Genomic DNA, 26,237 nt, shown 5'->3' with positions numbered 1-26,237 from the left:
TGCAGTGTTTTATTTAATGAGGTGAAAATCTTGCAGAAAAAAATAACAAAAAAAACTTCCAAGGATAAAGGGAAGCGTAATAAACATATTAAAACCAAAAACAAGGTAGAGACAAAGAAAAATAAGACTGAAATACCAGAAACACCATCCACCCGTAAATCAGAAATTATCGGCATTGTTTTTGTGGCCATTGGTTTGATTTCCATTTGTGGTTTGCTGGGGCTTAATGTAGGCTATATGGGACTGTTTTTTGCCAAGTGCCTGAAATATTTCTTTGGCATTGGGGCGGCAGTGGTCTCGTTGCTGTTCGTTGTTTGTGGTGGATATTACATTATGCAGCATAAAAAAATTGGTATCAACAAAACCTCCATTGGGGTTTTGCTGTTGCTGATTTCCATTTTGGCCATGTATCATCATATCCTCATTCCGGTGGGAAAGGAAATAATGCCGGACAGTTTGGCCAATGGTGGCGGACTGATTGGGGGAGTGATGGCTTGGCTGTTTCATAAGCCTCTTGGCAGCACCGGAACTACCATTTGTTTTGCTGCCGCCATTATTGGCTCTGTATTGCTGGCTACCCCATGGTCCTTGGCAACAGGCATTCTGTATACCAAGGAAGCCTCGGAAATGGGGGCTGGTGTAGCTAAGGATGTGGCTGAAGTTGTATATGATGGGGCAAAAAATGTTGGTGCCAAGGTGCAGAATCAGGTTGGGGAACAGGTACAGAAGCTAAAGAATAAAAAATCCTTTTATGACCAGACCAGAGATGATTCCTTTATTGATGACGGGCCGGTGATGGACAGTACAGACAAACGGGTTGAACCAGGCATGGATCAAGGTGAGATTGAGCCGATAATCAAGCTGGATGGCAGTACAGATGCCCCGTCCTGGCAGGCACCGGAGCCTGTAGGTGAAAAGAAGTCCTTTGATGGACCGGATATGGACGGCTATGTGGAGCCAATCGGAAACGGTGACGGGGAGTATATAAGTCAGTTTGCCAAGAAGGCAGCTGGTAACCTCAATAAAAATCTGGAAAAACTGGACACTACCAATTTTGTTAATGTAAAGGAAAATAAAATACCGGAAGGCACCTTTGACAATTGGCGCTTAAAGGGCAACGATGACGAGCCTTTGTCGGAGGAGGAATTGGCCGAAGTGATGAGCCTGACTGCTGAAAATGGTGGGTTCATATCATCTCCGGACAATAATACGCCTGTTGATGGGGAAAAAAGCAATGAAGGCCAGACCAGTGAGCTGGATGAGCAGACCTTTGATTTCGCCAATGCAACAATCGAGGACGGTTCCTTTGCTGATGTGGATGAACAGTCGGAGGAAGCTGAACCGGAAGATGAAGGACCAATGGTGGTAAATTCCATCGATGAATTGCTGGAGGAAGCAGATAACGATAAGGATTATCATAATCTGACCATAAATAATTCGAATGAAATGGAAGAACTGGAAGAAAATGCTGCTGAAGCAGAGACGGGCTTTGCCATTGAATTCAGTTCCGATAATGAAGGGGAATCATCCTTTGCCAAGAGCTTGCCGGAGGATGAAATAGATGATTCTGTTGAGGCAGATAGTCCGGTGGAAGCCCCAAGGGAGGCCCCGGTGGATAAACTGGCTATGGCAGCGGAGCTGTCCCAGTCATCGTCTGAGGAAGAGCAGAAGCCGTTGCCACCGTACGAAGTGCCGGATGTAAATCTTATTTTGGATAAGAAAAATAAGGAAAAAGATGAAGAGCTGGAGCAGGAAATTTCGGATAAGGCCAAGGTTTTGGCCCAAACACTGAAGGATTTTAAGGTTAATGCCTCTATTTTAAGTGCCTGTCACGGTCCGGCCGTAACCCGCTATGAGGTGAAGCTGGCCCCAGGGGTCAAGGTAAACAAACTTACCGGTTTGGCTGATGACATTGCCCTTAGTATGGCTGCATCTTCGGTGCGGATAGAACAAATTCCAAATCGGTCTACTATTGGTATTGAGGTGCCGAACCGTAAGCTGGAAAGTGTTCAGCTGCGGGAGGTTTTGGAAAATCCTGCCTTTAAGGAGGCCAAATCAAATCTGACAGTAGGGTTTGGCAAGGACATCAGTGGCAAGGCGATTTTTGCCAATTTGGCTGATATGCCACATTTGCTGGTTGCTGGTGCTACAGGTTCCGGTAAATCCGTGTGTATCAACACAATTGTTACCAGTATTTTGTTTAAAGCCAAACCTGATGAGGTCAAATTCATAATGATTGACCCGAAGATGGTGGAGCTGTCGGTTTACAATGATATTCCTCATCTTATGGTACCGGTTGTTACTGATTCCCGAAAAGCAGCTGCTGTTTTAAACTGGTCGGTTCAGGAAATGGAGAAGCGGTATGGTCTGATTGCCGAAGCCGGCGTCAGAAATGTTGAAACCTATAATCAGTACTATGCAGACGACAAGGCCAAGCAGCTGCCGTCAGTTGTTATTATTATTGACGAGTTGGCGGATTTGATGATGGTGGCCCCTCACGATGTGGAGGATGCGATTTGCCGTCTGGCCCAGAAAGCCCGGGCGGCCGGTATCTATCTGGTATTGGCTACCCAGCGTCCATCGGTCAATGTTATTACCGGCGTTATTAAGGCCAATATTCCGTCCAGAATTTCCTTTGCCGTCACTTCTCAGATTGACTCCCGGACAATTTTGGATTCGGCCGGGGCAGAGAAGCTGCTTGGCAAGGGCGATATGCTGTTTAAACCGCAGACAGAACCAAAGTCCGTCCGGGTACAGGGAGCCTTTGTCAGTGATGTGGAAGTGGAACGCCTGGTGGAAAGTATTAAGCAACAGGGCCATAAATGCGAAATCAATCAGGAAATCATTGATTTTACCAATAGGGCGGACAGCGAGTCGGAGGATGGTGCCGATGCTGTCAAGAACAAGAGTAATGTGGATGAACTGTTGCGCCAGGCCGTGGAGCTGGTTATGCAGACCGGCAATGCATCTGCGTCCAGCTTCCAGCGCCGGTATCATATAGGTTATACCAGAGCCGGAAGGTTACTGGATACCATGGAGCAGCTTAAAATCGTTGGTCCGCCGCAGGGCAGCAAGCCACGGGAAATCCTTGTTACAGAAGACCAGGCCTTTGAGATAATGGATAAATTGGAAGAATATTTGAAAGAAGAGAAATAGATTTGGCTTTAGCTAGTATAAATATGCTGGAGGGCAGCATTTGGGATAAGATTTTAAAATTTGCTATTCCCTTAGCCGTTACCAGTATAATGCAGCAGCTGTTCAATGCAACAGATGTAGCTGTAGTAGGTCAATTTGTCGGTAAGGAAGCTCTGGCGGCGGTAGGGGCCAATGCCACTGTCATCAATTTGATGCTCAATCTGGTTATTGGCCTGTCCATCGGTGCCAATGTTGTGTGCGCAATGCGTATCGGTTCCAAGGATTACCTTCGAATCAAAAAGACCGTTCACACATCGATTGTTTTAGCGTTGGCCAGTGGTGCTATATTGGCCTTGTTCGGTGTGTACTTTGCCAGGGATATTTTGGAGCTGGTGGATACACCGGAGCATATAATGGATGGTGCGGTATTATATCTGCGCATTCTGATGGGCGGCGTGCCAATTATGCTGGTATATAACTTTGGCGCCTCACTTCTCAGAAGCAAGGGGGATACCAAGCGACCACTGTATGCGATGCTTTGTGCCGGTACAGTAAATGTTCTGTTGAACCTGTTCTTTGTTACTCAGCTGGGAATGGCGGTGGAAGGCGTAGCAATAGCGACTGTTATGGCCAGCTGTGTCAGTGCCGGTCTGATGGTTTATTGGCTTCATCAGGAGAAGGGGCCGATGCAGCTGCGTTTTGATAAGCTGTCGGTGGATAAATCAATTCTCATTCATATTTGTAAGGTTGGCCTGCCCACCGGTTTCCAGGGAATGGTATTTTCTTTTTCCAATGTTGTTATTCAGGTGGCGTTGAATAATTTGGGGGCCGAGGTGGTGGCGGCCACAGCTGTAGCTCTTAATTTTGAATTTGCCGGCTGCTTTATTTTGCAGGCCTTTTCTCAGGCGGCTACTACCTTTGTGGGGCAGAACTACGGTGCAAAAAACATTGCCCGTTGTCGGCGGGTTATCAAGGTTACCTTGGGGCTTAGTACATTGATAAGCTGGTCTGTATGTATTGCCTTTGCTGTTTTTGCCTATCCCTTGGCGGAAATCTTTACCGCTGATCCGGAGGTGGTAGAATACGCTGTTATCCGTATCCGATATATTTTATCCTTTGAGATTATCAATATATTCATTGAAACCCTTAGCGGTGCCATGCGGGGGGTGGGCTATTCCCTTGTGCCGGCTATTGCCTGCATGCTAGGTGTCTGCGTGTTCCGGGTTTTTTATGTTTATTCGATTTTTGCCGAATATCCGACCTTTGAGGTGCTGATGGCGGTTTATCCTATCAGCTGGCTGGCCACCGTGTTTGTGATAATTGGCCTGTATATCAATGTGTTTAATCGGGTGGAGAAAAAAATATGGAAGAAAAGAATGGCTTAATCATTGTGCATACAGGAAATGGCAAGGGGAAAACCACGGCAGCCCTGGGACTGGCCATGCGGGCCTGGGGCGATGGCCTTCGGGTTTTGATTTTGCAGTTCATCAAAGGTCAGTGGAAATATGGTGAGATTGAAACCATAAAAAGGCTGAACGAATTGGATGGCCGTATAGAATTGCGACGGCTGGGCAAAGGCTTTCAACGCAATATTACGGACAAGACCGAGCACATAGCTGCTTCCAGGGAGGCATTAAATGAAGCGGTTAGAGCCATGGAAAGCCGCAATTATGATTTGATAATTTTGGATGAAATAAATTATGCAGTTAAGTTTGGTCTTATTACAGTAGATGAGGTAAAGGAACTGCTGAGCCACCGGCCCAAGGATATGCATGTGGTATTGACAGGACGGGAGGCTCCAACGGAAATCATTGATATGGCTGATTTGGTTACGGAAATGACTTTGCTAAAGCATCCTTATCAAAAAGGAGTAAAGGCTCAACTGGGAATTGAGTTTTGAAATGGGAGAGCATTTTCTATTTTTTAATGGAAAAAATTATACAACTAATGTATAATACAATAATTGGATGTATACTAGGAGAGTAATGCAATTATTATTAAGGTATACGGAGGATAGGCATATGCAGGCTGGATTTAGCGTCGAAGAATTGAAAAAAAGACTCCAAAACAGTAAATATAAGCTTACTCATCAACGACAGGATGTATTGGAGGTTTTTCTCAACCGTGGTGGCGAACACCTTAGTGCTGAGGAGGTACATCGTATTCTTCGGGATAAGGGGTATGATATTGGTCTTGCAACGGTGTATCGTACTCTTGAATTGATGTGCAGTCCAGAAATGGGGATTTTGCAGAAGATGGAATTTGGTGAGAAACGGGCCCGGTATGAGCTAAAGCATTTTGAGCCAAATACTCATCAGCATCATCACCTGATTTGCAAGAAATGTGATAAGGTTATTGAATTTTCCGAAGATATGCTGGAGGAGCTTGAGGAAAAGATTGCCACGGAGTGCAATTTTAAAATTATTGATCACCAGGTAATCTTTTACGGATATTGTCAGGAGTGCCAATAAGGTTTGAAGGTAAACTACTTTACATTGAACAGCCGCGACCAGGTGGTTACCAAGGTGGTGCGGGAGGTTCTCAATCTGTTTAAGATTGAGACTGATTGTGAAGATGAATACGATTGGAAAACATTGGATATTGTAAACAATCTTCGGGGGGATGAATACCCTGTTGTGGAGACTGTTATCAGTATTACCGATGCCAAGAATCAGGCCATAACCTTGAGCCAGACGATGGCTGGGCGGACTGATGAGCGATTTTCGGCCGGCAAGCATCGTTTGATAAAGCTTAACCTATATCAGCTGTTCAGAAAACAGTTTGGTTTCAAAGCAGCTCCCTGGGGGATATTGCATGGGGTCCGTCCCACCAAAATAGTGCATCGCCTGTTGGAGGGTGGCTTGTCCCGGGATGAGGTGATTGCCCGGCTTCGCAGCGATTACGAAGCCAGTGAGGAAAAAGCTGTCACCATTACGGATATGGCCATTCGTCAAAAGCCATTTTTGGCCAGATCGGATGAAAAGACTATCAGTATATATGTTGGAATTCCATTTTGCCTTAGCCGATGCCTGTATTGCTCCTTTCCGGCCAATATCTTACCGGATAAAGCCGGTTTGGACCGGTTTATGGAGGTTTTTCATAAGGATTTGGCAGCGGTAAAGCAGGCTGTAGCTGATTATGGTTTTAAAGTTCAGTCCATATATGTAGGCGGTGGTACACCTACCAGCCTGCCGGATGAATATTTTAGGGAAATGCTGACCACCGTAAAGGAAGCCTTTTATGGGTCTGATACGGTGGAATTTACTGTAGAGGCGGGGCGCCCTGACAGTATGTCGGCGGAAAAGAATAAAACCATGGTGGAAATGCATGTGACCAGAGTCAGTGTCAATCCGCAGACCATGCAGCAGCGGACCTTGAAAAGAATTGGCCGCAACCATAGTCCGGAGGCCATTGTTACCATGTTTGACAGCCTGCGGGAGGCCGGTATTCCGGAAATAAATATGGATTTGATTATTGGCTTGCCTGGTGAGGGAGTGGCTGATATCAAAGATACCATGGAAAAAATCATTGCCCTGGGACCGGATGATATTACCCTTCATTCGCTGGCCCTGAAGCGTGGCTCGGTTCTGAAGATGAATCTGGAGGAATATGAGCTGCCGGATGATGATACCTGCCGACAGATGTTCAGCACGGCTATGGATTATATCCATAAGGCCGGAATGAAGCCATATTATCTGTATCGACAGGGCTATATGAGCGGCCAGCTGGAAAATGTTGGTTGTTGTAGGGCGGGAGCCGAAAGCATCTATAATATTCAGATAATGGAAGAACACCAGACTATATTGGGTATTGGTGGTGCGGCTACCAGCAAGGTGGTTAATTTCCGGGAAAGACGGTTAAAATCATCCTTTAACGCCAAGGATTTAATCACCTATCTTAGAGATATAGATATTTACATTGAAAAACGGGCGGCCCTGATAGCAGACGCTTATGGCCACCTTTAGAATATACCTTGCTTCTTTATATTAGGGGCAAAGGAGGTTTTTGATAGTATGTTGACAAATGCTCCACGGGGCACCAAGGATATTTTGCCGGACACAGTAGGTGACTGGCTGTATGTGGAAGACAAAATCCGTTCTTTGTGCAAGCGGTTTGGTTATGAGGAAATCCGTACACCGGTTTTTGAGCATACTGAGCTGTTTCAGCGGGGAATTGGCGAAGGCACTGATGTGGTGGATAAGGAAATGTACACCTTTACCGACCGGGGGGATAGAAGCATTACCCTGCGGCCGGAGAATACGGCTTCAGCTGTCCGGGCCTATCTGCAGAACAAGCTTTATGCTGAAAATGCTTTGACCAAGCTGTTCTACATTGGCTCTATGTTCCGTTATGACCGCCCACAGGCTGGCCGGATGCGGGAATTCCATCAGTTTGGGGTGGAGGCCATTGGCGAGTCCAACCCAGCGGTGGATGCGGAAATAATTCTATTGGCCATAAAGCTGTTGGAAGGATTTGGCCTGAAGGATTTGGAGCTTTATATCAATTCCGTGGGCTGTCCAACTTGTCGGGCCAAGTATCGTACTATGTTGCAGGAATTCTTCCGGGATAAGCTGGAGGATTTATGCGAGGATTGCCGCAGCCGATTTGAGCGGGCACCAATGCGTATACTGGATTGCAAGAAGGATGCCGGCAAATCTTATATGATGGATGCGCCAAAGATTACTGATTGCCTGTGCGATGAATGCAGTGACCATTTCCGGAAGCTGCAGAATTATCTCACCAAGGTGGGGGTGAAGTTCCAGTTGGATCCACGGCTGGTTCGAGGCTTGGATTATTATACCAAGACTGCCTTTGAGATAAAATATCCGCCATTGGGAGCACAGAGTGCTGTAGCTGGTGGAGGCCGCTATGATGGTCTTATTGAAGAAATGGGCGGAAATCCTACTCCGGCAGTTGGCTTTGCCACTGGGCTGGAAAGGGTGCTTCTGGCGCTGGAAAAGCAAGGGCTGTTGCCGGACAAGAATCGCAGTGTAGATGTATATGTGGTTGCTTTGGGTGACAAAGCCCAGGAAGAAGCCTTCAAGCTGGTAATGGAGTTGCGGGATGCTGGACTTAGTGCGGCAGTTGATTATGCTGGTCGCAGCATGAAGGCCCAGATGAAGCAGGCCAACAAGCTGAACGCCAGATATGCGGCCATTATGGGCGATGATGAATTGGCTGAAGGCGCGGTAATGCTCCGTGATATGGCGGGCAGTGAACAGGAAAAGGTTCCTGTATCAGATATTATCAACAAAGTCAAATAATCCAAAAATATTATATGAGGTGAAAAACTAAATGGATACTTTAGAAGGTTTGAAGCGTTCCCATCATTGCGGGGAGCTGCGTAAGGATAATGTGGGCAGCGAGGTTGTACTTTGCGGTTGGGTTTCCCGTCGGCGTGACCATGGCGGACTGATTTTTATCGATTTCCGTGATCGGTCCGGTCTGGTACAAATTGTATTTGATGAGGCAGCTATTGGCGAGGAGTCCTTCCATAAGGCTGAAACCATCCGCAGTGAGTTCGTGCTGGCCGTTCGGGGTAATGTTCGGGCCCGCAGCGAGGACACCATCAATCCAAATATGGAAACCGGTGAAATCGAAGTGGTTGTAGCTGAGCTTCGCATCTTGAACAAAGCTAAGACGCCGCCATTCTATATTCAGGATGGTATTGAGGTCGATGAAATGCTTCGTCTGAAGTATCGTTATCTTGATTTGCGCCGGCCAGAGATGCAGAAGTGCCTGATGCTTCGCCATCGTGTAACCAAGATTATGCGTGACTATTTTGACCGTAATGGATTCTTGGAGATTGAGACTCCAATGCTTTGTAAATCCACCCCGGAGGGTGCCCGTGACTTCCTGGTACCAAGCCGTCTGAACCCAGGCGAATTCTATGCTTTGCCACAGTCTCCACAGATTTACAAGCAGATTCTTATGCTTTCCGGCTTTGAGAAGTATTTCCAGATTGTCCGCTGCTTCCGGGATGAGGACCTGCGGGCTGACCGTCAGCCGGAATTCACCCAGCTGGATATCGAGATGTCCTTCATTGATCAGGAAACAATTCTCACCATGATGGAAGGTATGATGGGGGAAATTTTCGATAAGGCATTGGATATTAAGCTGCCGGAGAAGTTCCAGCGTATGACTTGGGATGAGGCTATGGACCGGTTTGGTTCTGACAAGCCGGATCTTCGCTTTGGCATGGAACTTATGGATATTTCCGAATATGTTAAGGGCTCTGACTTCAAGGTATTTGCTTCTGTTTTGGAGAACGGTGGTCAGGTTAAGGTTATCAATGTGGAGGATTATGCCAATATTCCTCGCCGTGAGCTGGATGGTCTGGTGCAGTATGTACAGGGCTATGGTGCCAAGGGTCTGGCTTGGATTCAGTACACTGAAGAAGGTGTAAAGTCTCCATTCAAAAAGTTCTATTCTGATGAAACCTTTGAGGAAATCAAGAAGGCAACCGGAGCCAAGACTGGTGATTTGTTGCTGGTAATTGCTGACAAGCCATTGGTAGTAGCTCAGGCTTTGGGTGAGCTTCGTCTGGAAATGGCCCGCCGTCGTGGCCTCATTGATCCGGATAAGCTGTGCTTTCTGTGGGTAGTTGATTTCCCTATGTTTGAATACAGCGAAGAGGATAAGCGCTGGAAGGCCATGCATCATCCGTTCACTGCACCTCGGGATGAGGATGTGCAGTATCTTTCCTCTAATCCAGGTAAGGTTAAGGCCATTGCTTATGATATGGTACTTAACGGCGTGGAAATCGGTGGTGGTTCCCTCCGTATTTATCAGGGGGATTTGCAGGAGAAGGTATTTGAGGCTATCGGCTTGACACCGGAAGCAGCTCATGAAAAGTTCGGCTTTATGCTGGATGCCTTCAAGTACGGTGCTCCACCACACGGTGGATTGGCCTTTGGTCTTGACCGTCTGGTAATGCTTATGGCTAAGCGGAAGTCTATCCGTGATGTTATCGCCTTCCCTAAGACTCAGAGTGCATCCGATGTTATGAGTCAGGCTCCATCTGAGGTTGATGAAAAGCAGCTGAAGGAGCTTTCTATCCGCACTCATGTAAAGAAAAAGGTCAAGGAAGACTAATCAGTAATTAGGTATCAGAATTATATACGAAGGGGAATGTGATAAGACAAAATCGTTTTTCACATCCCCTTTGCTTATTTTTTTATTGGGAGGCATATAATGTCTTTGGAAAAGGTTGACATTCTCGGCGTAAAGGTAAATTCCTTAACTATGACCGAGGCGGTGGAAACTATTGAGGGCTTTATTGAAAACCGGGGAAATGCCCTAATTGCCACGGCTAATGCTGAAATGATAATGAGGGCCACTTATGATGATGAGCTGAAAACAATTTTAAATTCAGCTGATCTGGTAGTGCCGGATGGAGCCGGAACAGTTTGGGCCGCCGGATATCTTGGATATCCAATGCCGGAACGGGTAGCGGGCTATGATTTGGCGCAGGAACTGATGAAAGCAGCACCGGAAAGAGGACAGAAGATATATTTCTTCGGCTCGGCACCTGGGGTGGCTGAATCAGCTAAAGCAAAGGCAGAAGAATGGTATCCGGGAATAAATATTGTCGGTACCCGAAATGGTTTTTTCAAGCCAGAGGATGAAGCCGAAATCATCGCTGATATAAAGAATGCTGATCCGGACATACTATTGGTAGCTCTTGGCGTACCAAAACAGGAAAAATGGCTGTACGCCCATAAACAGGAGTTAAATGTGCCGGTATCCATCGGTGTGGGCGGTTCCTTTGATGTTATGGCCGGGGTTATGCAGAGGGCACCCCTCTGGATGCAAAAGGCCAAGTTGGAATGGCTGTTCCGGGGCTTGAAGCAGCCAAGCCGAATCGGTCGGCTGATGGCCCTGCCAAAATTTGTAATAGAAGTAATGAAAAGCAAATAATAAGTAGACAAAGAAAACTGACTGGCATATAATTTATTCGGACTTAAAGCGCAAATTAGCCAGCTACAGGTTTTATGGAGTGGCTATTTATCGGTATTATTTGTATTTTTATAGTGGGAGGTGCTGAGTATGAACCGTATTCCCATAGTGCGGGACGGTTATGTGTTTATTTTTGGCGCATTGGCACTGGCTGGACTACTTGCTTTGGCCTTTGGCCCCTTGGGTGCAGTTGTTCCAGTAATTTTAGCGTGTTATTTTACATATTTTTTCAGAAATCCAAAACGGAAGATTCCGGAAGATGAGCATCTGGTGGTTTCACCGGCAGATGGCACAGTCCAGGATGTAGTTGAATTGGACGATGATGAGTTTATAAAGGAACCTTGCACAAAGGTTATTATCTTTTTGTCGGTATTTAATGTTCATGTGAACCGCAGTCCGATTGCCGGTGAAATCAAATGTCAGAAATATGTATGTGGCCGTTTCCGGCCAGCCTACAAGGATGAGGTGGGGTTTGACAACGAGCGTCATATGCTGGGTATTGAGAATGACCGTCTAAAGGTCACGGTTACCCAGATAGCAGGGATTTTGGCCCGGCGGATTGTTTCATGGGTTACCCTGGATGATAAGATGGAGAAGGGTCAGGTTTATGGCCTGATAAAGTTTGGTTCGTGCACGGAGATTGTTATGCCAAAAGGTGTTGAAGTCCTTGTGAAGAAGGGTGACAAGGTGCGTGGTGGCGAGACCATCGTAGGGAGGATAAAGGACTAATGAGTAAATCACTTATTCCGAATGGTTTGACTTCAATGAACCTGGTTTTTGGTATGTGTTCCATTATTTTGACTTTTAATGGCAACCTGTTTTGGGGTGCTGTATGTATATTGTTGGCCCTGGTGGCTGACGGTTTGGATGGTCGGTCGGCCAGAGCACTGAATGTCAGCAGTGAGATTGGCAAGGAAATGGATTCTTTGTGCGATTTGGTATCCTTCGGCGCAGCACCGGCTATGCTGGCTTACAAGCTGCAGCTGGCCGAATTTGGTATATTGGGCTGTGTAGCGGCGGTATTCTTTGCGTTGTGCGGAATGTGGCGTTTGGCCCGGTTCAATGTCAATACCACCGTGGTACACGGTTATTTTATGGGGTTGGCTATTCCGGCCGGTGGATGCTTGATTGCCACTTCTACTCTGTTGGTAAACTCTATCGGCTATGATCTTAATGAGTTGTCCTATGCCTACCCGATTATTGTGATGGTGGTGGCTTATCTTATGGTCAGCACGGTGCATTATCCTGATTTCAAGGGTGATGGTGAAAAAATGAATATTATTGCCAAGGCTGTAGCTGCAATCATTTTTATGCTAATTTTGTGGTTGGGCCGGGACGGAATCGGTTATGCTGTCCTGTTTGGTATTTTCGCAGCATACGCAATTTTTGGTATTGTTAACCACAGTATCAATTTGCTTTCTGGTAATAAATAATAAGATGTATGCTGTTTTTGAAGGAGAATAAACTTAATGTTTTATCCACTTGATATAATAATGATTCCTTTGCAGATATTTCTGTTTTGCTTTACTATATATTTCTTTATCATTGGTTTTTTTGGTCTGGTAGTGTTCAAGGAAAAGAAGATAACTACTCCGGAAAAAAAGTTTGCCTGCCTGATTGCTGCCCATAATGAGCAAGCGGTGGTGGCCCATCTGGTAAAGAATTTACAGGAGATGGATTATCCAAAGGAATTATATGATATCTATGTAATTGCTGATAACTGTTCGGATAATACTGCTGAGGTGTCCCGGGAAGCGGGGGCCATCGTCTGCGAACGGTTTGATCCGGAGCATAAGACCAAAGGATATGCCCTGGACTGGATGTTTGACAAGCTGTTTGCTATGGAAAAGGATATGGACAAGCCGTATGACGCGGTCTGCATTTTTGATGCGGACAATCTGGTTCATCCAAGATTTTTGCTGGAAATGAATCACCATCTGATGAAGGGGGCCAAAATTGTTCAGGGCTTTCTTGATGCCAAAAATCCGTATGATTCCTGGGTATCGGCTACCTTTGCCCTGTCTTTCTGGGTTATTGATTACTTGATACATCAGGCCAAAACGAATCTTGGCCTTTCGGCGGTATTGGGTGGTACTGGTATGTGTATCACGACTGAGGTCCTGAAACGCCACGGCTGGCGGGCTAACTGTCTGGTTGAGGATATGGAATTTACCATGAAGTCCCTGGTGGAAGGTATCAAAACCACCTGGGCTGTGGATGCTATTATTTACGATGAAAAGCCACTGACCTTTATGCAGTCCTGGTATCAGCGCAAACGCTGGGCACAGGGACAGTTTGATGTGGCCCATCGCTTTATACCAAAGCTGTTGAAAGAGGGAATCAAACAGCGTAGTATTCCTATTTTGGATGGCTGCCTGTACCTTATTCAGCCATATTTCCTGATGTTTACGGCCTTTTTTATACTTATGGGTTATATTCAGGTGTTTTACGGTCAGCAGATTTATACCAGTATTTACGCCTTTATGCCTAATCATCTGATGACGGCTATCACCATTATTCAGTATTTACTGCCAATGATTATTCTCATCAAGATGCGGGCCAAATGGAAGGCTTGGCTGTATATACCGTTGTATCAGGTGTTTATTTATTCCTGGTTGCCAATTGTTTTCTTGGGCTTTATTCATCGAAACGAGCACGAATGGGCGCATACCAAGCATACCCAGGCAGTCAGCTACGATCAGTTTATTGATGGTCGAAAATGATAAAATTACCCCTTCAGAACCATTGGCAATGAAGGGGTTTCCCTTTTTGAACGGAGGATGTTTATGTTTGAAATTCATGTGAGTGCTGAATTTGAGGCTGCTCATCGCATTGCCGGCTATAATGGCAAATGTGACAGACTCCACGGACATAGCTGGATTGTGGAAGCGGCTGTTACAGGTAATAAACTGGATGAACTGGGAATGCTGGTGGATTTTAAGGTGGTAAAGGGCCGGCTGCGGGATTTGTTGGAAACCTTGGACCATCAATATCTGAATGAGCTGCCTGCCTTTAAGGAGGGTTATAACCCCACGGCAGAGCATTTGGCGCAGTATATATACGAGGAAATGGCCAAGGCAGATTTTTTCAATGAAAATGTTAAGTTAAAGCATATTCAGGTTTGGGAGTCACCAAAATCATCGGTTATTTATACATTGGATTAAAGGACAGGGAGCATGGACGCAAATATTATTGAGATTTTTTCTTCCGTACAGGGGGAAGGCCGTTATGTTGGCTGCCGTCAATTATTTGTGCGGTTTGAAGGTTGTAATCTTAAATGTGAATATTGTGATACGGAGCACGAGGCCGGGCTGCACACCCTGTGTCAGGTGGAAACATATCCGGGCTCGCGGAAGTTTTCTGATGCAATAAACCCATTGGAGCCAAGCGAGGTAGCGGCTTATATCAACCGTTTTCTACAGGCTTTGCCACATCAGGCTATCAGCTTTACTGGTGGTGAGCCATTGCTTCATTCAGCTTTTCTTTCTGAGTTAATTCCCATGATAAATGCACCGGTTATGCTGGAAACCAATGGCACTTTGCCGGACCGTCTGGAACGGGTAATTGACTTGATAGACATTATAAGTATGGATATAAAGCTGCCACAAATGACCGGAGCTGATCATTGGGCTGATCATAAAAGATTTTTGGAGCTGGCGCAGAAAAAGGATGTTTATGTAAAGCTGGTGATTACCGGCGATACAGATATGGAGGATTTTCAGCGGGCCATTGATATGGTGGCAGGGATAAATCCGGATATTATGCTTGTTTTGCAGCCAGTTACTCCAGTGAACGGGGTAGCTGAGGCGTCACCGGATCTAATGCTGGAGCTGCAGCAACAGGCTTTGGAATGCCTTAGGGATGTACGGGTTATTCCTCAGACCCACCGGATGATGAATCAGTTATAAGGAGGTGCAGCAGTTGGCTAAAGAAAACTTTTCAGACAAACTGGGGGCATTTTTTCAGAAAATAGCCTGCATAGCCGGTGAAGATTTCGGTTTTTTGATGACAATATGGCTGCTAGGCTGCTCCACCCAGGTGATAAAATGGGCCAATGACGGCAAGGTAGATTTGGTGATGAGTCTGACTTTTACCGGTCTTTTGACCGCTATTGCAGTTACCTTTATTACCAAGTGGCTGTTTGTTCCCAAGGCATCAAAAATTATCCGCCGTATTTTGGTGGGAATAATGTTTGTGGCCTTTGTAATTGAAGCCTTTGTTTTGTATCAGTACAATGCTCTTTTGGGAATTGGTACAGTGAATTCTCTGTTTGAAACCAATCCGGAGGAATCAGCTGAATTTGTCAAGACCTTTGTAGGTTTTGGCGGATTAGGTTTGGCACTGGCTATTGTTGTTGTTCTTTATTTACTGGTTAAATATAAGCCGTGGAAAAAGGCCCAAATAGATGCATTGTCGCAAAAAGTGTTGGCGGGTATTGTATTTACGGTATCGGCGGCCTATGCTATTTATATGTGCTGTGCCTATCCGGGGATAATGTTTGGCGGAGATGATTTGACGCCACTGACCCGCCTGATGGGAGCCACCAATACGGCCTGGAAAAACCATGTGGCCTATCAGGAATTGGTGGCCAAGCTGGATGAGCATATTGAACTGACGAAAAATGATGGCAAGATAACCAATATTGTGTTTATTTTGGGTGAGTCCACCAACCGGAATCATATGCATCTTTATGGCTACAATTTGCCTAATACACCTAATTTGGACGCTATGGCCCAAAAAGGTGAAATTGTGTATTTCCGGGATGTGGTCAGTGCTCATTCCACTACTGTGGCTTCACTCAGCAAAATTTTTACATTTTGTAATCATGAGGCACCAAAGCCGTGGTTTGAATACAACAATCTTATTGATATCATGAATGCGGCCGGTTACAAGACCCATTGGCTTTCCAATCAGGAAAGCTCGGGAATATGGGGAAATGTAGCCCAGATTTATGCGGCCCACAGTGATGTTAGTCATTACACCCAGATTCGGGATTCTAAGGAGGATGACGGTCGGGTAGATGGAGAGTTGTTTCCTCTGGTAGATAATGCCATTGGTGGTGCTGACGGGGAAAAGAATTTCTATGTAGTGCATCTTATGGGCTGTCATCTGGCGTATTACAACCGATATCCATATCTCTTTACTAAGTTTACAGAAAAGGATATTACCGGAAATTATAATAATGACCAGAAGGAAGTTATTTCTCAGTATGATAATGCCATTTTCTACAACGATTACATTGTCAGCGGTATTATCGACAAGTTCCGGGAAACCAACAGTGATACCATTGTTATTTATCTGCCGGATCATGGCGAGGCTGTATACGATGAGGGCGGTGTCAATGGTCATATTGAAGAAAATCCAAGCCGGCATATGATTGAGGTTCCGTTGATTATGTGGGCTTCGGAAAAGTTTAAGGAAAATCATCCGGAAAAGTGGGCCTTGATCCAGGAGGCCATTTACAATCCGTATATGACGGATGATATGATTCATACTGTACTGGATATTGCCGATATTCATACGCCGGATTTTGATCCGGCCAGAAGTATTATTAACCAGGAGTATAATACCCTGCGGCCAAGGTTTTTCGATGAAAAGGATTATGATAACGAAATTTTGGCTACGGGAAAGTAAAAGTCCATGGTGATGGATGAGGGATTATTATGACATTAACGGGCTTAAGCTCCAAAGATATAGAGGAACTGCGCCGTAAATATGGTACTAACAAGCTGACCCAGCTGGAGGGGGAATCTCTTTGGCAAAAACTGCTGAACGGATTTCGTGATCCTATGATAATGATTTTGCTGGTGGCTCTTGTGGTACAGTTGGTTTTATTTGCCATGGGACAAGCTGAGTGGTTTGAACCGGTGGGCATATTTGTGGCCATAATCATTGCCAACGGAGTGGCAGCCTACAGTGAAAACAGTCAGGAGCATAAGGCTAATGCCCTGAAGGAAGAAGCCGAAGCTTTGGAGCGGGCCAAGGTCGTCCGGGATAGTTGTTTGCAGGAAATTCCTGTGGACGATGTGGTGCAGGGCGATATCGTTTATCTACAGGCTGGGGATAAAATTCCGGCTGATGGGCTTATGATAGAGGGTAGAGTACAAATCGACCAATCGGCCCTGAACGGCGAAACAGAGGAAGCGGATAAATTTCCGCCGGCTCAGGATAATGATTCCTATGATATAAATGATTTGCTGAATAATTACTATGTGTACAGAGGAACCATTGTCTGCGCCGGGGAAGGATATTTTACCACCAAGGTAACCGGTGACCGGACCCTGTTTGGCAAAATGTCACTGGAGGTCCAGGAAAAGCAACGTGAAACGCCGCTGCAGGTCAAGCTGGGGAAACTGGCTCATCAAATTTCGACTTTTGGTTATGTAGGTGCTATCGCCATCATTGCCGGAATTTTGGCCAAAACCTTTTTCAGCGGTGTATGGCCGGAGGATATTCTGGGGTGGGGCCGGCTGATTATTGATGCCGTTACCGTGGCAGTTACCATTATTGTTTGTGCTGTGCCGGAAGGTCTGCCCATGCTCACCTCCATATTGTTGTCCCTGCAGAGTCTGAAAATGGCCAAGGACAATGTTTTGGTACGAAAAATTAACGGGCTGGAAACAGCCGGCAGCATTAGTATTTTGTTCAGTGATAAGACCGGTACCATCACGGAGGGAAAGCTGTCTGTGGTGGAGCTTGCCCTGGGGGATGGTTCCCATTATACAGATGTAAAATCATTTTCCCGGAAGGCCATCAGGTATTTTACTGTGGGAGCAGGGGTGAACAATGGAGCTACCTACAGTCAGGGTAATATAGTGGGTGGCAACAGCACTGACCGGGCTTTGCTAAAAATGCTGGCTGACAACCAACTTGTTGATGAAATAGATAAAACCAGGCTGGAGACCAGTGTTCCCTTTGATTCGGAAAGGAAGGTTTCATCCATCACTTATTGGATGGATCCGGAGGATAGCCGCTATTTCTTAAAAGGAGCACCGGAACAGGTTTTAGGGTTATGCCATTACTATATTGATAAAGATGGCGTTGAGCGGGATTTTGGTGATAAAACGGCTGATGAGGTCCTAAATGGGTACATCAATAAGCAGGCCTCACGCTCTATGCGCCTTTTGGCGGTGGCTATGGGGAGTAACCCTGATAGTGACCATTTGACTCTTATTGGCCTTATCAGCATCCGTGATAATGTGCGGAAGGAAGCGGTGGAGGCCATTTCTGCGGCTCAGTCTGCCGGGGTACAGGTAGTAATGGTTACCGGTGACCGCAAGGAAACTGCCATGGCTATTGCCAGAGAAGCCGGACTTATACGAAATGATCAGGATATTGTCTTGACATCAGATGAACTGAAGGAAAAAACTGATGAGGAAATCAAGGCCATCCTGCCGGATTTGCGGGTGGTGTCCCGGGCTCTGCCGACAGATAAAAGCCGTTTGGTGAAAATTGCCCAGGAGCTGGATTATGTGGTTGGAATGACCGGCGATGGGGTAAATGATGCTCCGGCCCTGAAAAAAGCCGATGTGGGCTTTGCCATGGGCAGTGGTACGGAAGTAGCCAAGGAAGCAGGGGACATTACCATTCTTGATGATAATTTTTCTTCTATCTGCAAAGCCATTTTGTATGGCCGTACCATGTTTAAAAGCATCCGAAAATTCCTTATTTTTCAGCTGACAGTGAATGTTGCAGCAGTATTGACCTGCTTTATCGGACCACTGTTGGGGGAAAATGTAGTTTTGACCGTCATTCAATTGTTGCTGATAAATCTGGCAATGGATACCTTGGCAGCCATTGCCTATGGCAGTGAGCCGGCGCTGGCGGAATATATGAAGGATAAGCCAATCCCACGGCAGGAAAACATTGTAACTGGTGGGATGATGACGGAAGTAATCATAGGTGCCTTGTACATCACCATAATCTGTTTGGGAATATTATTTATTGAACCTATTCGGGCCTGGTTTGGCAGTACAGATGGCGTATATTTGAAGTCAGCTGTCTTTGCCACCTTTATGATGGCCATTACCTTCAACGGTTTTAACGCCCGTACGGAGCATTTAAATCCTTTTGAGCATTTGGGGAGGAATACAAATTTTATTTTGGTAATGCTGGGAATTTTTGTTATGCAGTTTGTCTTTGTCACCTTTGGGGGCGAGGCATTAAGTGTAGAAAGTTTGTCATTAAATTCCTGGCTTGTCTGTGCCGGACTGGCTTTTGGGGTTATTCCGGTGGATGTGCTGCGTAAAGCAATGAAAAAGGCTGCCTGAGGGCAGCCTTAAATTTTTATTTGAGCTAATTTTAGCTTGGGAATACGGGGAATAAGCTTCATTTCATAAGCATATTTGTAGAACACCATCAGATTGTCCAAATATTCTTCGGTCAGATTCCATTTTATGACTTCCAGATACTCACTGAGCTGGGAATAGGTGAATGGTTTTGTGTCAAGAATCGAGTTAATGGCCTCCTGCTTGCGGGCATAACCATGACGAAGTCCCTTATACAGTCGTTCATACAATAGCTGAAGCTGATCAGGATAATTGGTGGCAAAGTCCTTATGGACGGCCCATACAGCGTAAACCATACACCTTCCGGTGAGTTTTTTCCACTCCATGCCCATATCATAATAATAGAACTTTTCCTTGTCCTGGTGATAATACAAATTTAGGGCATCATCACCGATGAACAGAGCGGCGGTAGCATCTTCCGGTACCGGATTCTCAGGACAAATGTGCCGGGTATAATATTTTGGATTGGCATCATAGGCTTTATGGAGGATAATCCGGGCGAAGGTGTGGGAAGTAGCTGATTGCGCTGTAAGGATTATCTTGTCTTCATTGATTTCGTAGATGGGTTTGCGGGAAACCAGAATAATACTCCGTACCGGCCCGTCAGCCCGGACACACATATCGGGCAATATTAACAGGTTGTCAGAATTTTTGGCGTAAACAATGGAAGAGATTTCACTGGCATCCAGCCGGTTGTTTATAAGATCGTTGTTCATAACAGATGGGACACCCTTTTTTATGTCAATGCCCTCATCAAAGCCGCAGTGTAGCAGACTGTAAGTTAACGGCAGTACATTTAAAAAATTGATATGTCCAAGGCGAGGTTTGTTCATAGTATACTCCTGAATTATCTGATATAGGTAATATTATACATATAAAAACGGATTTGTTGATACTTTGGTGGAATGTGTAATGTATACATAAAAAAAACCGTCCCTAGGGACGGCTTTTATCAGTTTTTGTTGTCGTCTTTGTTTTTCAGCATATTGATTACCTTGCTGCCGGTATTGTGAATCCGGCGCAGAGGGGCAACCTTGGTTTTTGTCTTTGGTTTCATATCCGTGTTGGTGCCAAAATCTCCCCGTTTTAAAATGGTTGTTTTGGTTTTTTCCGGTTTAAAGAGCTTTTTTATGGAGCTGAAAACTTGCTCCGGTGCTGCGTCTTCTTCGCATAAAAAGGCATCGGCGGAAACATACTGTAAATCTGGGAACGCGTGAACCGTAATATGACCTTCGTTGAACAGCAATACAATAGCAATGTGCTCATCAGTCATCATTTGGCTGCTGGAGGAAAGAATTTCCAAATCGCTTTCCTGCAGCATGGTCTTTATGGTATTTTGCAACGCATGCATATCATCAAAGCAGGTCGTTTTGCATTTATACATATCAACAGTAATGTGTCGTGCAATTATACTCAAGTAAATACCCCTTTCAAAGCTATCATTTCCTCATAATTATACAATAAGTAGTTTTATGAGTAAAGTATTTATAACTTTTGTAAAGGTATTATGTGCTTTTGTTGCCTTTGTAAAAGTACAATCCAACAAAACAGATAAGAGCTGCAATAAAGCCAATAACACTGGTCATTTGGGCCGATTTAAATACGCCCATAATCAGCCCGGTATAATCCCCCCGCAGGTATTCCAAAAAAAATCTGACCAGAGAATACAGCATGACATACAGGGCAAAGGCCTGACCTTTTATGTGAGGAAAAGCCCGAAAAAGCAGCAATAGGGCAAAAATGACAAAATCCAGTTGGCCTTCCCAGATTTCGGCTGGCCAAAGCGGTTGACTGCCATAGGTATGATAGGCCAGAGTTGAGGATGGATATAATATGCCAAAGCTGCCGCCGGTAGGTGCTCCAAAGGCATCACCGTTTAATAAATTGGCACAGCGGCCCAATCCCTGTCCAAAAACAATAGCCGGGGCCGCAATATCCATCATGGCCAAAATGTCAATTTTATGATGACGGCAATACAATACGCCTACAATAACGCCTAAAATCACGCCACCCTGAATAGCCATTCCCCCCTGCCAGACATTTAGTATCTCGGTAAGGTGGTCTTTGTAATAGCCCCAGTCAAAGAAAAACACATCCCACAGCCTGGCGCCTAAAAGTCCACTAAGGCCACAATAAATTCCTAAATCCACCACATGACCGTGATAGCGGCCGTCCTGTTTGGCCAGATAGTAGCCCACACCGGTGGCTAAAATGATGCTGATACTCAACACCAGACCGTAGGCCCGTATTGGAAAATCTCCTATGTAGAAAAGAAATTGGTGCATATTATCCTCCCGAATTTTAACTCACATATATATTATACGCTATTGGTCAAGGCTAAGCCCGAATAAAGTGGGGAGGGAAACGAAACGCTGATAAGTGTATTTTGTCTGTCGACAAAATTTGAACAACTGCGTTATGTCGAGTTACCTTTATACTTCGACGAAACGCTATGATGTATATTTTCCTATATAAATATAGGAAAATTTGAACAACTGCGTTATGTCGAGTTACTTTTATACTTCGACGAAACGCTATGATGTATATTTTCCTATATAAATATAGGAAAATTTGAACAACTGCGTTATAATATATTCCGTATGCGAAAAAATATATCATACAATTTTATATCATATAGAGAAACCGAGGGATTATTGTTTTGTACGCATCCAATGAATATGCTGATATTGAGCAAAAAATAATACAGGGAGAAAGACTGTCCCGGGAGGATGGTATCCGGCTGTTTAACTGTCACGATATTGCTTGGCTGGGCAATATGGCTGATATGGTCCGGAAAAGGAAATGCGGTGATATCGTTTATTACAATGTAAATTGTCATGTGAATTTGACGAATATCTGCACTTCCCATTGCAAGTTCTGTGCCTTTGGCAAGGATAAGGACAGTAAGGGGGCTTATGCTTTCAGTGTAGAGCAGGCCCTTGATGTGGTTCGGGACGCCAAAAAGGATCCCAATCTGGCCGGACTGCATGTAGTCAGTGGTCTGCATCCGGATTGGTCCTTTGATGACTATCTGGAGCGGCTGCAGGCCTTGCATGATGAATTCCCGGAGCTGTATCTGAAGGGATTTACTGGAGTAGAGATTACCCATTTCTCAAAGATTTCTGGCCTTAGCATTGAAGCTGTGCTGAAAAAATTAAAGGCAGCCGGACTCCAGGCCATTGCCGGCGGCGGGGCGGAGATTTTGTCTGACCGGGTCCGGAGGGAGCTGTGTCCAAAGAAGGCTACTGCGGATGAATGGCTTGAGGTGGCCCGAACAGCTCATAGGCTGGGGATAAAGTCCAATGCCAGCATGCTTTATGGCCATATTGAAACCCTGGAGGAACGGGTGGATCATTTAATTAAGCTTCGTGATTTACAGGATGAAACCGGCGGCCTCCAGACATTTATTTGTTTCCCGTTTTTGCCCAAGAACACGGAGCTGGGGCAGAGTATAAAGCAGACTACCATGTGGGATGATTTTAGGACCATGGCAATTTCCCGTCTGATGCTGGATAACATTGACAATATCAAGGCATATTGGGTAATGCTGACAGTACCGGTGGCCCAGGTTGCCTTAGGATTCGGAGCTAACGATATCGATGGTACAGTTCACAAGGAAGTTATTCTGCATGATGCCGGTGCCACCAGCCCACAGGCTCTTAGCGAGGACCGTATAATTAAGCTTATTCGTGATGCTGGCCGTATTCCGGCGGCCTGTGACTGCAATTTTAATATTTTGCGTCGATTTGATTAAGGAGAATACCAATGACTGAGGAAGAAATAAAACAGGCCAGAGCCAAAGCGGAGGCTGGCGAACGGTTGACCCTTTCGGATGCCCTGGCCCTGTATGAAGATAACGACCTGCTTTTTTTAGCCGCCTGTGCCAGGAAGATGAAGGAAAAGAAAAGTGGTAAAAATGTTTACTACAATGTAAACCGACATATCAACCTGACAAATATCTGCACCTCTGGCTGTCCTTTGTGTGCCTTTCAGTGTGAGGAAGGGGACAAACGAGGCTATGTGATGGAAACTGAGGATGTGGCCAGGGTGTTGGCCGAGGCCAAGCAGGTGAAAAATCTGGGGGAAATTCACATTGTCAGTGCGTTACATCCTACAAAGGATTTTGACTATTATCTAAATGTGGTACGCCAGGTGAAGGCTGCTCTGCCAACGGTGGATATAAAGGCCTTTACGCCGGTTGAGGTAGTGCATTTCAGTCAGATGACCGGCAAACCGGTCAAGGCAATTTTGGAAATTCTGCAGGAAGCAGGTTTGTCCTCGTTGCCAGGCGGGGGAGCGGAGATTTTAAACGATCGGGTCCGGCAGGAAATATGCCCGAAAAAAGCCACCACAGCTCAGTGGATTGAGACGATTAAGGCAGCCCATGAGCTGGGGATTCGCACCAACTGCTCCATCATGTATGGCCACATTGAAACCATAGAGGAGCGGCTGCAGCATTTGATTACCCTGCGGGATATTCAAGATGAAACCGGTGGCTTTCAGGCATTTATTGCCTTTCCATTCCACCCGGCCAATACTCAGCTGAGTCATTTAAAGCGGGTTGGCTCTTGGGAGGATATGAAGATGATTGCCTTGTCCCGATTGATTTTGGATAATATTGACCATGTGAAGGCCTTCTGGATTATGCTGACAACCCCATTGGCGCAGTTGGCTCTTGGCTTTGGGGCGGATGATTTGGACGGTACCATTGGTGAGGAAAAAATCATTCACGAGGCCGGGGCAAAAACCGGAACCGGGACTACCAGAGAGCGCCTTAGAAAGCTCATAACTGAGGCGGGAATGATTCCGGTGGAGCGGGATACCTTTTATCATCCCATAAAGGAGGCGGAATAAATGCGAATGGAAGCAAAGAAAGCCGTTGAGCTGCTGACCAATGGTGATCCCATTGAGTTGGGCCGGGCAGCGGATGCAGAACGCCGTAAGCGGTTTGATGATACCGTTACCTTTATTGTGGACCGAAATATAAACTATACCAATGTGTGTAAGAATGAATGCCGGTTTTGTGCCTTTTTCCGTCGCAAGGATCACAAGGATGCCTATTTGCTGACCAACGAGGAAATCCTGGCCAAGGTACAGGAAACGGTGGATGCCGGAGGTACCCAGCTGATGATTCAGGGGGGACTGTATCCGGATTTGGGCCTTGGTTATTATGAAAATATGCTGCGGGCCATAAAAAGCCGCTTTGATATTACCATTCATTCCTTTACGGCAACGGAAATCCAGCATTTTGCCTATCAGGAGGGCATAACTGTATTGGAGTGCCTGAAACGCCTGCAGGCGGCTGGTTTGGACAGCCTGCCGGGTGGCGGTGCAGAAATTTTGGTGGACGAGGTGCGTAAACGGGTAAGTCCGAAAAAAATTATGACCGAGGATTGGCTCCATGTAATGGAGTGTGCCCACTCTATCGGGATGGAGTCTACTGCTACTATGGTCATTGGTTTAGGTGAAACCATGGCACAGCGTGTTGAGCATATGGAGCGTATCCGCCAGCTGCAGGATAAGACCGGTGGATTCCGGGCTTTCATTTCCTGGACATTTCAGCCACATAATACTGAACTGGGCGGCGAAAAGGTGTCCGGCTGGGATTATATGCGTAATTTGGCCATGAGTCGGCTTTATATGGATAATATTAAACATATTCAGGGCTCCTGGGTAACGCAGGGAGAACGCATTGGCCAGTTGACTCTGGGCTTTGGGGCTGATGATTTGGGCAGTATTATGCTGGAAGAAAATGTTGTAAGGGCCGCTGGTACAGCTTATGATATGTCCATTAACAAAATGGTGGACATGATAAGGGGCGCTGGCCGGAAGCCAGCTCAGCGCAATACTGAGTATGAGATTTTACGGAGGTTCTGATATGGCAGAAAAGATAATCCCTAAGGCTGATTATGCAGTGGTAGGTGGTTCTGGTACCCTTTCCAGCGATTTTCCGGCCAATGTAAAGGCTGATGATGTAAAGATTGTAGGTGAAAACCTTCATTTTGATACTCCTTATGGGGAAAGTCCGGCGTTTTGCCATTTTACCGTAGGGGATAAGCATGTTCTTACTGTAAAAATGCACGGATGGCGCAGCGGAGTAACCAGGGCAGATGCCTCCAGACAGGTATTCTGGGTGTTTCGGGAGGCTGGCGTAAAACGGATTATTTCCGAGGGTGGTGTCGGCACTGTAAATAAGTTGTTGGATATTCGTGATTTTATGGTGCCGGATGATTATCTTGATTTGTCCATGCGCAAGGATGTTATGCTGGATGGCCGGTATCTGTTGGTGATGCGGGACGCTTTGTGCCCGGAGCTGCGTCAGGCTCTTATTGAGGCCACCAAAAAACGGTTTAACGGGCGTATTTTCACCAGAGGAACCTATGCGGTTACGGATGGCCGTCACTTTGAGAGTCCCGCCGAGGTGGCTATGCTGAATGGTCATGCTGATATAGTGGGGCAAAGTATGTGTCCGGAGGTATATTTGGCCCGGGAAATTGGGGCCTGCTATGCCGGACTGTATTTTACTGTTAATTATGGTGAGGGCATAAGGAAATGGTCCCATCAGGATATGGCGGATATTTTCTATGATGATGCACCAATGATTGGTGAGATTATTTTGGAAACCATCCGCAATGTGGCGGCTTCAGATAAGCATTGTGAATGCTTGAAGCTTCGCAAGGAAACTCTGCTGAAGGATGTATATAATCAGGCATCCTCCAAGGGTTGAGAAATAAAATAGCCCATATTATAATCTGTTTATAACGAGCTTTAAGATGTCCCCCACCTCTTTAGGTGGGGGAAAACAAACTACAACAGCTGGCGAGCATATCTCCCAGCTCGTTGAAACGCTAATTG

General features: G+C 45.8%; 22 protein-coding genes. 19 read left to right on the top strand and 3 right to left on the bottom strand.

What is annotated here, in order from left to right; all coding sequences use genetic code 11:
* Window positions 1–30 precede the first annotated feature (30 nt).
* The 15 genes from QZV24_RS04050 (at window position 31) to QZV24_RS03980 (ending at window position 19,364) form a co-directional block, all read left to right on the top strand.
* Window positions 31–3,156 carry a DNA translocase FtsK gene (locus tag QZV24_RS04050; protein WP_294520480.1) on the top strand — a complete coding sequence of 1,042 codons (3,126 nt, stop codon included), beginning with the start codon at window positions 31–33 and terminating at the stop codon, window positions 3,154–3,156.
* A 2-nt stretch (window positions 3,157–3,158) separates the two neighbouring features.
* Complete coding sequence (locus QZV24_RS04045; RefSeq protein WP_294520477.1) at window positions 3,159–4,520, top strand: MATE family efflux transporter; 1,362 nt, start codon at window positions 3,159–3,161, stop codon at window positions 4,518–4,520.
* Window positions 4,499–5,035, top strand: a complete 537-nt coding sequence (gene cobO / locus QZV24_RS04040; RefSeq protein ID WP_294520474.1) for a cob(I)yrinic acid a,c-diamide adenosyltransferase — start codon at window positions 4,499–4,501, stop codon at window positions 5,033–5,035. Before QZV24_RS04045 ends, cobO begins: the two co-directional genes overlap by 22 nt.
* 121 nt (window positions 5,036–5,156) lie before the next feature.
* Window positions 5,157–5,606 carry a Fur family transcriptional regulator gene (locus QZV24_RS04035; protein ID WP_294520471.1) on the top strand — a complete coding sequence of 150 codons (450 nt, stop codon included), beginning with the start codon at window positions 5,157–5,159 and terminating at the stop codon, window positions 5,604–5,606.
* Between the two features lie 3 nt (window positions 5,607–5,609).
* Window positions 5,610–7,100, top strand: a complete 1,491-nt coding sequence (hemZ, locus tag QZV24_RS04030; protein ID WP_294520468.1) for a coproporphyrinogen dehydrogenase HemZ — start codon at window positions 5,610–5,612, stop codon at window positions 7,098–7,100.
* Between the two features lie 48 nt (window positions 7,101–7,148).
* Window positions 7,149–8,399 carry a histidine--tRNA ligase gene (gene hisS / locus QZV24_RS04025; RefSeq protein WP_294520465.1) on the top strand — a complete coding sequence of 417 codons (1,251 nt, stop codon included), beginning with the start codon at window positions 7,149–7,151 and terminating at the stop codon, window positions 8,397–8,399.
* Window positions 8,400–8,430: 31 nt separating this feature from the next.
* Window positions 8,431–10,230, top strand: a complete 1,800-nt coding sequence (aspS, locus tag QZV24_RS04020) for an aspartate--tRNA ligase (RefSeq protein ID WP_294520462.1) — start codon at window positions 8,431–8,433, stop codon at window positions 10,228–10,230.
* Window positions 10,231–10,329: 99 nt separating this feature from the next.
* The gene (locus tag QZV24_RS04015; RefSeq protein ID WP_294520461.1) at window positions 10,330–11,055 is read left to right on the top strand and encodes a WecB/TagA/CpsF family glycosyltransferase; all 726 of its coding nucleotides are present in this window, start codon (window positions 10,330–10,332) and stop codon (window positions 11,053–11,055) included.
* 129 nt (window positions 11,056–11,184) lie between these two features.
* The gene (locus QZV24_RS04010) at window positions 11,185–11,823 is read left to right on the top strand and encodes a phosphatidylserine decarboxylase family protein (RefSeq protein ID WP_294520458.1); all 639 of its coding nucleotides are present in this window, start codon (window positions 11,185–11,187) and stop codon (window positions 11,821–11,823) included.
* Entirely contained in the window at window positions 11,823–12,527 is a 705-nt protein-coding gene (pssA, locus tag QZV24_RS04005) for a CDP-diacylglycerol--serine O-phosphatidyltransferase (RefSeq protein WP_294520455.1), read from the top strand. The genes QZV24_RS04010 and pssA overlap by 1 nt, the downstream gene beginning before the upstream one ends.
* A 36-nt stretch (window positions 12,528–12,563) precedes the next feature.
* Entirely contained in the window at window positions 12,564–13,817 is a 1,254-nt protein-coding gene (locus QZV24_RS04000; RefSeq protein WP_294520452.1) for a glycosyltransferase family 2 protein, read from the top strand.
* A 63-nt stretch (window positions 13,818–13,880) separates the two neighbouring features.
* Entirely contained in the window at window positions 13,881–14,258 is a 378-nt protein-coding gene (gene queD, locus QZV24_RS03995) for a 6-carboxytetrahydropterin synthase QueD (protein ID WP_294520450.1), read from the top strand.
* A 12-nt stretch (window positions 14,259–14,270) separates the two neighbouring features.
* Window positions 14,271–15,002, top strand: coding sequence for a 7-carboxy-7-deazaguanine synthase QueE (locus QZV24_RS03990; protein ID WP_294520447.1), 732 nt, complete (start codon window positions 14,271–14,273; stop codon window positions 15,000–15,002).
* A 13-nt stretch (window positions 15,003–15,015) separates the two neighbouring features.
* Window positions 15,016–16,728, top strand: a complete 1,713-nt coding sequence (locus tag QZV24_RS03985; protein ID WP_294520445.1) for a phosphoethanolamine transferase — start codon at window positions 15,016–15,018, stop codon at window positions 16,726–16,728.
* Window positions 16,729–16,757: 29 nt separating this feature from the next.
* Entirely contained in the window at window positions 16,758–19,364 is a 2,607-nt protein-coding gene (locus QZV24_RS03980; RefSeq protein WP_294520442.1) for a calcium-translocating P-type ATPase, PMCA-type, read from the top strand.
* Between the two features lie 8 nt (window positions 19,365–19,372).
* Here the strand turns inward: QZV24_RS03980 and QZV24_RS03975 are convergent, their stop codons facing one another.
* From QZV24_RS03975 to lgt, 3 genes are all read right to left on the bottom strand, one after another.
* Window positions 19,373–20,215, bottom strand: a complete 843-nt coding sequence (locus tag QZV24_RS03975) for a menaquinone biosynthetic enzyme MqnA/MqnD family protein (protein WP_294520439.1) — start codon at window positions 20,213–20,215, stop codon at window positions 19,373–19,375.
* Between the two features lie 119 nt (window positions 20,216–20,334).
* Window positions 20,335–20,799 carry an adenosylmethionine decarboxylase gene (speD, locus tag QZV24_RS03970; RefSeq protein WP_294520435.1) on the bottom strand — a complete coding sequence of 155 codons (465 nt, stop codon included), beginning with the start codon at window positions 20,797–20,799 and terminating at the stop codon, window positions 20,335–20,337.
* Between the two features lie 88 nt (window positions 20,800–20,887).
* Window positions 20,888–21,667, bottom strand: a complete 780-nt coding sequence (gene lgt / locus QZV24_RS03965; RefSeq protein WP_294520432.1) for a prolipoprotein diacylglyceryl transferase — start codon at window positions 21,665–21,667, stop codon at window positions 20,888–20,890.
* 374 nt (window positions 21,668–22,041) lie between these two features.
* On the opposite strand from lgt, the gene mqnE (QZV24_RS03960) reads away from it, so the two are divergent.
* The 4 genes from mqnE (QZV24_RS03960) to QZV24_RS03945 are packed head-to-tail and all read left to right on the top strand — an operon-like array spanning window position 22,042 to window position 26,109.
* Window positions 22,042–23,136, top strand: coding sequence for an aminofutalosine synthase MqnE (gene mqnE, locus QZV24_RS03960; protein ID WP_294520429.1), 1,095 nt, complete (start codon window positions 22,042–22,044; stop codon window positions 23,134–23,136).
* Window positions 23,137–23,147: 11 nt separating this feature from the next.
* Window positions 23,148–24,236 carry an aminofutalosine synthase MqnE gene (mqnE, locus tag QZV24_RS03955; RefSeq protein ID WP_294520427.1) on the top strand — a complete coding sequence of 363 codons (1,089 nt, stop codon included), beginning with the start codon at window positions 23,148–23,150 and terminating at the stop codon, window positions 24,234–24,236.
* Window positions 24,237–25,259, top strand: coding sequence for a cyclic dehypoxanthinyl futalosine synthase (mqnC, locus tag QZV24_RS03950; protein WP_294520424.1), 1,023 nt, complete (start codon window positions 24,237–24,239; stop codon window positions 25,257–25,259). It abuts the gene before it with no gap.
* 1 nt (window position 25,260) lies between these two features.
* Complete coding sequence (locus tag QZV24_RS03945) at window positions 25,261–26,109, top strand: MTAP family purine nucleoside phosphorylase (RefSeq protein ID WP_294520421.1); 849 nt, start codon at window positions 25,261–25,263, stop codon at window positions 26,107–26,109.
* Window positions 26,110–26,237 lie beyond the last annotated feature (128 nt).

The organism is uncultured Anaerovibrio sp. (assembly GCA_902786545.1).
In the GTDB taxonomy this organism is placed as follows: domain Bacteria; phylum Bacillota; class Negativicutes; order Selenomonadales; family Selenomonadaceae; genus Anaerovibrio.
The sequence above is the reverse complement of the archived record's forward strand: the minus strand, read 5'-3'. Positions and strand labels throughout refer to the sequence as shown.

What these genes read in the sequence shown, in the direction of transcription:
- cobO (WP_294520474.1), top strand. Translation starts at nt 4,499, where the DNA reads ATGGAAGAAAAGAATGGCTTAATCATTGTGCATACAGGAAATGGCAAG.
- QZV24_RS04035 (WP_294520471.1), top strand. Translation starts at nt 5,157, where the DNA reads ATGCAGGCTGGATTTAGCGTCGAAGAATTGAAAAAAAGACTCCAAAAC.
- hisS (WP_294520465.1), top strand. Translation starts at nt 7,149, where the DNA reads ATGTTGACAAATGCTCCACGGGGCACCAAGGATATTTTGCCGGACACA.
- aspS (WP_294520462.1), top strand. Translation starts at nt 8,431, where the DNA reads ATGGATACTTTAGAAGGTTTGAAGCGTTCCCATCATTGCGGGGAGCTG.
- QZV24_RS04015 (WP_294520461.1), top strand. Translation starts at nt 10,330, where the DNA reads ATGTCTTTGGAAAAGGTTGACATTCTCGGCGTAAAGGTAAATTCCTTA.
- QZV24_RS04010 (WP_294520458.1), top strand. Translation starts at nt 11,185, where the DNA reads ATGAACCGTATTCCCATAGTGCGGGACGGTTATGTGTTTATTTTTGGC.
- pssA (WP_294520455.1), top strand. Translation starts at nt 11,823, where the DNA reads ATGAGTAAATCACTTATTCCGAATGGTTTGACTTCAATGAACCTGGTT.
- QZV24_RS04000 (WP_294520452.1), top strand. Translation starts at nt 12,564, where the DNA reads ATGTTTTATCCACTTGATATAATAATGATTCCTTTGCAGATATTTCTG.
- queD (WP_294520450.1), top strand. Translation starts at nt 13,881, where the DNA reads ATGTTTGAAATTCATGTGAGTGCTGAATTTGAGGCTGCTCATCGCATT.
- QZV24_RS03990 (WP_294520447.1), top strand. Translation starts at nt 14,271, where the DNA reads ATGGACGCAAATATTATTGAGATTTTTTCTTCCGTACAGGGGGAAGGC.
- QZV24_RS03980 (WP_294520442.1), top strand. Translation starts at nt 16,758, where the DNA reads ATGACATTAACGGGCTTAAGCTCCAAAGATATAGAGGAACTGCGCCGT.
- QZV24_RS03975 (WP_294520439.1), bottom strand. Translation starts at nt 20,215, where the DNA reads ATGAACAAACCTCGCCTTGGACATATCAATTTTTTAAATGTACTGCCG.
- lgt (WP_294520432.1), bottom strand. Translation starts at nt 21,667, where the DNA reads ATGCACCAATTTCTTTTCTACATAGGAGATTTTCCAATACGGGCCTAC.
- mqnE (WP_294520427.1), top strand. Translation starts at nt 23,148, where the DNA reads ATGACTGAGGAAGAAATAAAACAGGCCAGAGCCAAAGCGGAGGCTGGC.
- mqnC (WP_294520424.1), top strand. Translation starts at nt 24,237, where the DNA reads ATGCGAATGGAAGCAAAGAAAGCCGTTGAGCTGCTGACCAATGGTGAT.
- QZV24_RS03945 (WP_294520421.1), top strand. Translation starts at nt 25,261, where the DNA reads ATGGCAGAAAAGATAATCCCTAAGGCTGATTATGCAGTGGTAGGTGGT.